Origin of the sequence: Pseudoalteromonas sp. SWYJZ12, assembly GCF_015864395.1 — a bacterium.
In the GTDB taxonomy this organism is placed as follows: Bacteria; Pseudomonadota; Gammaproteobacteria; order Enterobacterales; family Alteromonadaceae; genus Pseudoalteromonas; species Pseudoalteromonas arctica.
Genome location: NZ_JADYXH010000017.1, coordinates 80,106 through 89,976, shown reverse-complemented (window position 1 = coordinate 89,976; position 9,871 = coordinate 80,106). Strand labels below are relative to the sequence as shown.

The window sequence follows — 9,871 nt, the reverse complement described above, 5'->3', positions numbered from 1 at the left end:
AGTCATATCGCCTTTTTCTACAGCGTCGACAACTTGTAATTTAAAGCCTAATGAATAATCTCGTTGTGTTCGTTTGATCGGTGTATTATTTGACTTGGTCATAATAAATCCTAAATGTGTAAACACATTTCAGGACGAGACACTTCGCAACAAAAAGCCCGCTAAAGTTGTTTAGCGGGCTTTTTTTATATACCGTTGTCACTGGCAATTATAGAAATTGAATGAACCTTTAGCTGCTTATCTGAAAACTTACTTTTAAGCATGTCGATGGTTTTTTCTTGTTGCCTACAAGGCGGACAGGGGCCTATATCTTCATCTATTGAGGTGTAAAACAACGTATACTTTTGCTGTGTAAAATCGGGCAATGTTGTTAATAGCTGCTCTAAATTACTTTTAATTAAATCAGAATCAGGATGGCTTTGTTTATTTTTAAAAATGGATAAAATATTTGGTAAATATTTATCAGAGTAATGCATCAACTCGCCTTTGCTGTTAAATAAAAACATTTGCGGTGCGGTATTATTAATGGGCGATTTAACCATTTGGTAATGAGAGAAATTGTACTGCTCAGCGTATGTATTTCCGCCGTATATAAGTAGTGTAGCTAGTAGTAATTTATACATGCTTATCCTTAAGTTAAGTTATTCCACGAATTGTTAAGTGTTTTTTTAATCTCTATAGCAATAATACATATAACCGCTAAAAAAATGACTAAATGCACTGTAAGTATCGTGTTTAGGTCAAAAACGGATTGTTGAAATAAAAAAGTTTGTAGTTTTTCATGTTGGGTGAAAAATAGCGCAATAATAACTATGTGGGTTATCACAAATGCAGTGAAAAATAGTTTTAAAAATAAATAGCATATTTGGTAGCTGCGAGCGCCCATAGCACGTCTTAATGCAAGCTCTGTGGATGATTTAGCCGTAAGCTGTTTAATACTGCTGTAGTTGTATAAAAACGCAGAGAGTAGAAGAATTGAGGAACACACCACGGTAATTATAAGTAATGCATTTCTAGGGGCTTGCTCATTTTTTACTAAAGACGAAAGGGAAGTAAGTGATAAATCGTTAAAGTTTACACTTAATGCTTTTACTGCCGTTTGGAGTTCACTTTCAACTTGTGTGATGGGCGCATAAGTTTTAATTATAATTGTTTCAAAACCTGTCAGGGCACTTATTACACTATATACAGTTGGCTGAACCGGTGTGTCGGCTCCTTCGTTATAAATATCATTAACAACGCCAACTACTTTATGTTTTACTTTTCCAGTATCAAATTGGGCTAATAAATAAGCTTGGTTTAGTTCTGTGCCTGCAAAGTATTGATCCCATAACGCGCTGTTAACGACAATGTTTTGGTACTGTTGCCATTGCACGCTTTGCCCAGAGATAAGCTTAGCGCCAATAGTTTTAAAGTAATGTGGGCTCACTCTATGGCTTGCGGTACTGGCGCTTTTACCCGAACTGATGGCTTGTCCGGTAACGGTGTACCATGCACTAAACCCACTGCGATCTGATAGTGGCGGGGCAGAGCTAAGTGATACTTCTTCAATAATGGGCAGTGAATTTAATTGCTGAATTAATTGTTGAGCAGAGTTATTTGCATTAAAGGCCTCGTTAGGTGATTGTGGAAAAATAAAGCTGGCAATTAGAATATTATCTGCATTAAAACCCATACTTTTATTATTTAAATTAATCTGGCTGTAAATAACCAAACTACTAATGTAAACACTTGTAATAGCAAGGCTAGTAAGTAACGAAAGCAATGAGAACACTTGTACTTTTTCGCTTGTTGTTGCACTTTGGCCGCGTCCAATACTGCTGTGTACCCACCTTCGCTGAAAATAACTAAGCGCCGATAAGAAAGTAATAATAACAATGTAAAATACCGCCAGCGTAAATAATGAAAAAGAGCTGCTTAGCTTATTCAGGCTTGGTAATAAAATTGCGCTAATGCGGTCGCTCAGTGGATACAAAACGCACATTACAATAATAAGTAGTAGGCTTGTGAGTGCAATATCAATAATTTGCTGCACAAAAATGTGTTTGTTATTGGCTCCACATAGTTTGCGTATAGTTTCTTCTTGTTGCTTTTTAATTGACTCTGCACAGTAAAATGCACAAAAGGCAATAAAGCTAAATGAGAGTAAAATATAATAAAGTAACTGCAATAAGTTTAGGCGCTTTATTATTTTATTAAAGTGAGTTGGGTTGACGCCAATACCATCACTAAACTTAAGTTCGGTGTTATCAAATATAAACATTTCGTTTTGTAAGTGCTTATTTAGCAAGCTTAAAAAGAGTGTTTTATTTTTAACGTTTCCTAAAATATACGTAAATGTATCTGGGGTCAGGCTACTTTCTTGAGGCAAAAAACGCTTGAGTTGCGAGTAAGGAATAACAAGTTTAGGTTCATAGGCACGTTTAAAGCTTTTAAACTCTTTTGGCATTACAGCAACAATGTTTATGCTTTTATTATTAACAACAAGCTGTTTGCCAATAATATCAGTGACACCTTTAAAATGAGTATGCCAAAACGAATAGCTAATGGCGGCACTTAGTGCGCTGCCTTGTTTTGGGAAATCTAATTTCTCAAAGCTACCTAAGGCAGGAATGATACCTAATTGTTTATAACCCCCCGATATAAAGCTTACCTTAACAGGCTCGCTATCATGATTAACCGAAAGCTTTAATGATAAATCAATAGAGCGTTCAAAAACGCCGACTAAATCTTGGTGCAATAAGGTTATTTCATCAAAAATGTACTCATCAACGGGTAAGTCATTTTGAGTATCACTTAAGTAAACTTGTTTAATGTTGTGGATGTTATTTATTGCCGTGTAATCGGCTGATAAAAACTGACTATGAATATTACTTATATTTAAAATTAAACATAAAGGAATACTCAGCAACAAACAGCTAAGCCATAATTTAGTATTTTGCTTAGCATATTTTAGCCAGTTTAAGGTCAGATCAGTAATTGAGTTCAGCATCAAAAACCTTGCGCACTAAGCTGTCCGTCTTGAATATACAAACGCGTTTTTGCTGTTTTAGCATGGTTTTCATCATGTGTTATTAAGCAAATTGTTTTGCCTTCGTCGTTTAGCTTATTGAGTAACTGATATATTTGTTCGCTATTACTCGAATCTAAATTACCCGTTGGCTCATCGGCTAAAATAACAGAGGGCTCATTTATTAATGCTCTAGCAATAGCAACTCTTTGTTGTTGCCCGCCTGACAATTGGCTTGGCTTTCTATCAATAAATTCAAGCATATTTACTTTATTAAGCGCAGCTTCTACTTTTTTTTGGTAATCCTTTCTAGGCACCGATTTGTTGTAACTGAGTGGCAAAGCCACGTTATCAAATACGCTTAAATGATTTAACAAATTAAAGTTTTGAAATATAAAACCAAGTTCTCTGTTTTTAATGGCTGCAATAGAGTCGGGTGTTAAGTCTGCTGTGTTAGTGCCTAAAATAGTGTATTGCCCTTGGCTAGGTAAGTTTAGTAAACCTAAAATAGAAAGTAGAGTACTTTTACCACTGCCAGAAGTACCGGTTATTGCAATGTAGTCACCACTGTTTATTTTAAAACTTACAGCTTTGAGGGTATCAATTTTGGTATTAGGGTATTGATAAAAAACATTATTAAACTCTATTAACGGATAACTCATAACTAACACCTCATTAAAATGCTTTTTTCAAATCAAGGTTACTTCGAGTGGCGTAAGCTGCTGGTAGTAATAAAACGTAGTTACCTTGTAGCGACTCATCAAAGCTTAAAGTGTCTTGCTCAGTCGTTTTGTAATTAATATGAGTAAGAATAGCTTTGCTTGAGGGCGTTATTTCATATATTTTCCACAGACTGTAGTTATCAAAATCATTCGGTTTTTTAATGTTTTGAACTACTAAAGATTGCTCCAAATAAATATGAGCTTCTATTGCTTGGCTGCTTCTAAGCCATGATGGAGGGGAAGCGCCTAATACTAAAAATACATTAATAGCGCTATTTCTTATTACCGTATCAATATAATCAACCTTAGCTGCAATTGTGCCACTGGGTGTAACTATGTCTGCTTTCTGGCCTATTTTTAATTGAGTAGATGAATACTGAGGAACTTGTATTTTAGCCAGTAAGTTGTCGGTCTCTATTAACTCAAACAGCGATTGCCCTTGAGTAACCGCTTGGCCTAATTTAGCTAAGTTTTGGCTTACGGTACCGTCAAAGTTTGCTGTGAGTGTTAGTTGCTCTTGACGCCTTTGTAAATAGCTAAGTTTGTTTTTTGCGATGTTTACTTTGTTATCAAGCGCAATTAATTGCTGATCAAATGCCTCTTTAAATAGGCTAAGTTCATCATTTTTAGCATTAACTTCAAGTTCACTTTGCTTGTAAAGCATTTCGCTTTGCTTAAAGCGAATTGCAGAAATAATACCTTGTTCCATTAAAACTTTATTAGCATTTAATTCAAGCGCTTGCTGCTGCAATGCCATTTTAGCTTTTGATAAGTCGACTTTAATTTGCGAGAGCTTAATTGCTAAATTACTTTTATCAATAGCTACTTGGGATTATAAATTAAGCTGCTCATAACTCGCATTATGTATATCTTGTTCCAATTCGTAGTTAGTTAGCTTTGCTAATACTTGGCCTTTTTTTATAGCTTGCCCTTCACGAATTGTAAGTGTGTTGATATTGCCTTTTAGCGGCGCAGACAAAAGCTCTCTTTGTGTAGGCTCTATTGTACCAATCCCTTTTAATACATTGGGTAATGATACTTGAGAGACTAATATTGGCTTTAAATAACGTTCAGGAATATCATTTGAGAAAAGTAATATCTTAATTAAATAACCCAAAGCCAATAACAACAATAAAGCCGCAATAGCGATAGGATATCTACTTTTTTGTTTAACGATTAAATACTCTTCCATTAGTACAACCTGCTAAGTGCTTTTATTATTTTAAAATGTGGTAAACGCTGTTTTAATTAGGGTTTTTACTTTCTTTAAGTAAAGGGTGTGAGGGTAAGCTAGCTGAGTAATATTTTTAGCCTGCAGCTAATGGTTTGATTTTTCACCAACTACGTTCCCAAAACACATTCAGTTATATCACCACTAAGTTAACTATGTAAATTTTATTTTAATGGGATTTAGTGGGAGAAAGGTTTGTTTATCTTGTTTGTTTATCTTGTTTGTTGACGAAGCAGGGCAAAGTAATTACTACGTTGCTACACAAAAGCACTTATTTTTATAAGTGCTTTTTTGGTTTTGGGAGGTTATTGCTAACAATGAGCAGCAGCTCGGGATTAATTTTATTGATGTAGGGTGGGTTGAGTGAAAAGAAACCCAACAGCTAGGTAGTATCATAAATCGTTTAGTTTCAGGGAGACAGGTATACAGCTCATGTTTAATTTAAAAACGTATAAAAAAGCTTATAATGCTAAATGATTAATTGAGGGTATTTGAGTTTAATGAAAGTTTATAAATATTTACCTATCTCTTTTGGTTCTCAAGCAATATTAATTGATGGGACTTTAAAGTTTAGCAGTCATAAAGATTTTAACGATCCGTTTGATTGTATTGTTTCTTATAATACGGAAGCATCACTAAGCTATCTTAAATCGAGAAAAGATTTGTTCCTAAAAGCATCAGAACATTTAAAGCTGAGTCCTAGCAGACGAATTGAGAACAAAAATAAAATGTATAAAGGGATTGAGAACTCGATAACTTCTGGGGATTTTCATAAAGATATAATTGATAGAATAGAAATTTGTTGTTTTAGTAAAAAGCCAGATAATATTCTGATGTGGTCACATTATGCACACAACCACACTGGTTTTGTAATAGAGTTTGATATTGATCTTAATGACCCTACTCTGAATTTATATAATAGCGAAAGTAATTTAATTGGCTACGATATTGTTTACAAGGATGAGATGCCAATTATCAAGGTTGGAAAAGGTAGCTTTGATGCGGTAAAAGATGTTTTTTTGACTAAGTCTAATGATTGGTCTTACGAAGAAGAATACAGAGTTTTGACTCGTAACAAGGGCCCTGGTATCCATGATTTTAATTTAAATAAGATAAATAAAATTATATTTGGAGTTAAAACCTCAGGTAAAGACATTGAAAGGCTGACACAAATAGTAAATGATTTATCACAGAAATTAAAAAAAGACATCCCAATCATTCAAGCTAAAATGGTTGAGGGAAAATATAAATTAAAAGTAGATTAGAGAAAGATGTTGTAACGTTTAAAGCTTTCTTTCGAGAAAAAAGCTCAAAACCAAAGGGCTTAGAGCTTTCTATATACAATGAAAGTTCAGCTAAAACATTTCACTTCAAAGTATCGTTGGGTTTCGTTTCACTCAACCCAATCGACTGTTACTCATCAATTGAGCGTAGTAGGGCGTTTATGCCTACTTTTTCACGTGTTTGTTTATCTACTTTTTTCACGATAATTGCAGCGTAAAGGCTGTGGGTGCCATCTTTTGATGGTAGTGCGCCTGGTACAACTACTGCGCCTGCTGGTACGCGGCCGTAGTGAATTTCGCCGGTTTCACGGTCGTAAATACGGGTGCTTTGGCTGATGTAAACGCCCATTGAAATTACTGCGCCTTCTTCAACAATTACGCCTTCAACAATTTCAGAACGTGCGCCAATAAAACAGTTGTCTTCAATGATAGTTGGATTAGCTTGTAGAGGCTCTAAAACGCCGCCTATGCCTACGCCACCTGATAAATGTACGTTCTTACCAATTTGTGCACATGAGCCTACAGTCGCCCATGTATCAACCATGGTGCCGTCGTCAACATATGCGCCAATGTTTACGTACGATGGCATAAGTACGACGTTTTTACCTACAAAGCTGCCTTTACGCGCTACTGCGTTTGGCACTACGCGCATACCGCCTTGCTGAAATTGCTCTGGCGTGTAGTCGCTAAATTTAAGTGGTACTTTGTCGTAAAACTGGTTTACGCCGTCGTTCATTGGTTGGTTGTCGCGAATACGAAACGATAGTAATACTGCTTTTTTAAGCCACTGGTGTACAACCCATTCACCTGATATTTTTTCGGCAACGCGTGCTGCGCCGCTATCAAGTAAATCAAGTGCGTCAATAATGGCTTGTTTTACGTCGCTTGATACTGTGCTTGGGCTAATGCTATCGCGGTTGTCCCATGCGTTTTCGATCATCGTTTTTAAATCTGACATGTGTGTCCTCTATTCTGTTTCGGCGTTGAATTTTTTACGTAATGCCTGATGAATTTTTGCTTGCTCTTCATCAGTCAGCGCTTGGTATTCGTTATTAGATACGACAAAGAAATCCTCGGCACGTTCACCTACCGTTGTAATACGGGCAGCGTGAATGTGTAGTAAATGCGCTTGGAAAACTTCGGCTATTTTGGTTAGTAAACCTTGTATATCGACGGCTTGAATTTCTATTAAGCTACGGTCTTTGCGTGCATGTGGGCGCAACACAATTTTAGGTTTAATATTAAAATCTTTAAAGCGTTGAGAGCGGCTCTTTTTAAAGCGAATCTTTTTACGCGGATCGCTCAGAGCTTGCTCAAGCCCGCGTTTAATTGATTGCGCTCGACCACTTGCAATAGGGTCGCCACTTACTTCAAGTATTACAAAGCTAAACAAGACGTAACCGTCTTTTGTGGTCAGTACTTGCGCATGTTGTATTTGCGCTTTTTTAGAGCCAATCACACTTACTAATCGGGCAAACAGTGGGCCAGAGTAGGGGCTGTATACAAATACTTGTGTGCCACCATGCATAGCTTTGTTAGATACAACAACACTTGGCTGGCTTAAGTCTGTGCTACTTAATAAATGCTCACTTTGCCATGATATTTGCTGTTCGCTAAAGGCGGTAAAGTAGTTGGCTTTAAAGCGGCTCCAAATTAAATCAATTTTTTCCTCTTGATAACCTAGATTTATTAAGCGTTGTTTAGCTTGGTGCTTTTTGTCGCGAATTTGGTCGCGTTGATCCATTGGGTTTTCGAGCCCTAGGCGCAAAGCGCGCTGCGTGTGTAAGTAGAGCTCACGCAGTAGGGTGTTTTTCCAATCGTTCCATAAGTTGTCGTTGGTTGCACGTATGTCGGCAACGGTTAAACAATATAAGTAGTCGAGTTGGCGCTCTGTTTTAACGCGTGTAGCGAAGTCTTTTATTACAGCAGGGTCGTTAATGTCTTTACGCTGTGCGGTAACCGACATAAGTAAATGGTTACTTACAAGCCATGCAACGAGCTTTGCATCCACCGATGAAAAACCATGTAATTTAGCAAATGCTATTGCGTCAACAGCGCCAAGTTCTGAGTGGTCGCCACCTCGGCCTTTAGCAATGTCGTGAAATATACCGGCTAAATAAAGTAGCTCTGGTTTGTCCATTCGAGTGACTATTTCACTACAAATAGGAAACTCGCTAATGCCTGTTTTATCAAAATATTCGTAAATGTTTTTGATTAATTTGTGAGTGTGCTCATCTACGGTGTACGCGTGAAACAAATCAAACTGCATTTGCCCAAATATATTACGCCACTGCGGTAAGTAGGCGGCAAGCATGCCGTGCTTGTGCATGAGCGTAAATGCGCGGCCCATGCCGTTAGGGTGTTTAACTAAGCGTAAAAAGGCTTCACGACAGGCTGCGTAATCTTGCAAATCGCCCAATAAACGACGGCGCACTTGGCGAATAGTACGAATAGTACTTGGGTAAATATGCGTTATTGCTGGGTTATCGGCTATGTGCTCAAACAATACAAAGAGTTGGTCGCGTCTAAAAAATACCGACGGATCTTTTACGCGTATTTGATGACCTACTTGCTCAAAGTTTCTGTCGAGTTCTATTGCTGCCACAGCACTACTTTCGGGCATTATACTTTGTTCAAAGTATGAAAGTAGCATTTGGTTAAGTTCGCGCACGCGGCTCATTATTCTAAATAAGCGTTTCATCATACGCTCAACAGAGGCTTTACCGTCGCTACCAAAACCTAAAATTTCGGCGGCTTGCGGTTGATGATCAAACAATAAGCGGTTTTCAGCTCGACCTGCAGCTAAATGCAGTGCAAAGCGAATGTTCCATAGGTTTTCTAGGCACTCAGAAAGCTCTTGAAACTCTTCGTGAGTTAAGTATCCGTGGCTTATTAACTCTTGCAGGGTTTCGGTTCTAAAATGCTTTTTTGCCACCCAAATAATGGTTTGTAAGTCGCGCAGACCACCGGGGTTTTCTTTAATGTTTGGCTCAAGATTATACGCGGTGCCGTGGCACTTTCTGTGGCGTAAGTTTTGTTCTTGAACTTTGGCAGTAAAAAATTCACCTGAGCGCCATACTGGCGTTTCAAGAATATGCATTTTGAGTTTTTCAAACTCAATGTGGTTACCAAAAATAAGGCGGCTTTCGAGCAAGCTGGTGGCAAAAGTAACGTCTTCACGTTTTTGCTCAATGGCTTGTTCTATCGTACGCACGCTGTGACCAATCTCTAAGTTGAGATCCCATAGCATGGTGACAAACTGGCCTATTTTTTCGCATATTTCTTCGCTTGGCGGTTTAGTTACAAGCAATAAAAAGTCGATGTCGGAGTAGGGATGTAGCTCACCACGTCCGTATCCGCCTACCGCTATTAATGCTAAATCAGGTTCGCGCGCTAAGTCGTAAACATGAAAAAGCTTAATGAGTAGGCGGTCAATAAACTCAGCCCGGGCATTAATTAAATTCCCAACCGGTTGTTTAGAAAATTCGTTATGTAACCATTTATAAAAATAGCTAGAACAATCGCGATAATCACTAAGTTGCTCTGCATCGCTAAGCAACTTTTTTACTTTGTTGGGTAATGCCACGTGGGCTGGCTCCTTGTTGAACCTTTCACACGGATAAGA

General features: G+C 37.7%; 9 protein-coding genes. 1 reads left to right on the top strand and 8 read right to left on the bottom strand.

Annotated features, from left to right (window positions below; all coding sequences use genetic code 11):
• From I6F42_RS15925 to I6F42_RS20245, 6 genes are all read right to left on the bottom strand, one after another.
• Nucleotides 1-102 (bottom strand): valyl-tRNA synthetase (locus I6F42_RS15925; RefSeq protein ID WP_197152777.1); only part of this gene is annotated, 102 nt, incomplete at its 3' end.
• Between the two features lie 83 nt (nucleotides 103-185).
• A complete protein-coding gene (locus I6F42_RS15920) occupies nucleotides 186-623 on the bottom strand; it encodes a hypothetical protein (protein ID WP_197152776.1) in 438 nt (145 codons plus the stop codon).
• A gap of 8 nt (nucleotides 624-631) precedes the next feature.
• Nucleotides 632-2,992 carry an ABC transporter permease gene (locus I6F42_RS15915; RefSeq protein WP_197152774.1) on the bottom strand — a complete coding sequence of 787 codons (2,361 nt, stop codon included), beginning with the start codon at nucleotides 2,990-2,992 and terminating at the stop codon, nucleotides 632-634.
• Nucleotides 2,992-3,672: an ABC transporter ATP-binding protein gene (locus tag I6F42_RS15910; protein WP_197152773.1), complete on the bottom strand. Its 681-nt coding sequence runs from the start codon at nucleotides 3,670-3,672 to the stop codon at nucleotides 2,992-2,994. The genes I6F42_RS15915 and I6F42_RS15910 overlap by 1 nt, the downstream gene beginning before the upstream one ends.
• Before the next feature lie 13 nt (nucleotides 3,673-3,685).
• Nucleotides 3,686-4,489 (bottom strand): HlyD family secretion protein, encoded by an 804-nt coding sequence (locus I6F42_RS20250; protein ID WP_231616380.1) that lies wholly within the window; start codon nucleotides 4,487-4,489, stop codon nucleotides 3,686-3,688.
• Nucleotides 4,490-4,564: 75 nt separating this feature from the next.
• Nucleotides 4,565-4,924 carry a biotin/lipoyl-binding protein gene (locus I6F42_RS20245; RefSeq protein ID WP_231616379.1) on the bottom strand — a complete coding sequence of 120 codons (360 nt, stop codon included), beginning with the start codon at nucleotides 4,922-4,924 and terminating at the stop codon, nucleotides 4,565-4,567.
• Between the two features lie 539 nt (nucleotides 4,925-5,463).
• Between I6F42_RS20245 and I6F42_RS15900 the strand changes: the two genes are divergently transcribed.
• On the top strand, nucleotides 5,464-6,228 hold the full coding sequence (locus I6F42_RS15900; RefSeq protein ID WP_197152772.1) for a DUF2971 domain-containing protein: 765 nt from the start codon (nucleotides 5,464-5,466) through the stop codon (nucleotides 6,226-6,228).
• A gap of 148 nt (nucleotides 6,229-6,376) precedes the next feature.
• Here I6F42_RS15900 and dapD read toward each other — a convergent pair whose 3' ends face one another.
• Nucleotides 6,377-7,204: a 2,3,4,5-tetrahydropyridine-2,6-dicarboxylate N-succinyltransferase gene (dapD, locus tag I6F42_RS15895; RefSeq protein ID WP_002958324.1), complete on the bottom strand. Its 828-nt coding sequence runs from the start codon at nucleotides 7,202-7,204 to the stop codon at nucleotides 6,377-6,379.
• A 9-nt stretch (nucleotides 7,205-7,213) separates the two neighbouring features.
• Complete coding sequence (glnD, locus tag I6F42_RS15890) at nucleotides 7,214-9,832, bottom strand: [protein-PII] uridylyltransferase (RefSeq protein WP_007580974.1); 2,619 nt, start codon at nucleotides 9,830-9,832, stop codon at nucleotides 7,214-7,216.
• Between the last annotated feature and the right edge of the window lie 39 nt (nucleotides 9,833-9,871).

Bases quoted from the DNA above. Each gene is read 5' to 3' on its own strand.
- I6F42_RS20245 (WP_231616379.1), bottom strand. From the start codon at position 4,924: ATGGAAGAGTATTTAATCGTTAAACAAAAAAGTAGATATCCTATCGCT.
- dapD (WP_002958324.1), bottom strand. From the start codon at position 7,204: ATGTCAGATTTAAAAACGATGATCGAAAACGCATGGGACAACCGCGAT.
- I6F42_RS15915 (WP_197152774.1), bottom strand. From the start codon at position 2,992: ATGCTGAACTCAATTACTGATCTGACCTTAAACTGGCTAAAATATGCT.
- I6F42_RS15900 (WP_197152772.1), top strand. From the start codon at position 5,464: ATGAAAGTTTATAAATATTTACCTATCTCTTTTGGTTCTCAAGCAATA.
- I6F42_RS15920 (WP_197152776.1), bottom strand. From the start codon at position 623: ATGTATAAATTACTACTAGCTACACTACTTATATACGGCGGAAATACA.
- I6F42_RS20250 (WP_231616380.1), bottom strand. From the start codon at position 4,489: ATGGCATTGCAGCAGCAAGCGCTTGAATTAAATGCTAATAAAGTTTTA.
- I6F42_RS15910 (WP_197152773.1), bottom strand. From the start codon at position 3,672: ATGAGTTATCCGTTAATAGAGTTTAATAATGTTTTTTATCAATACCCT.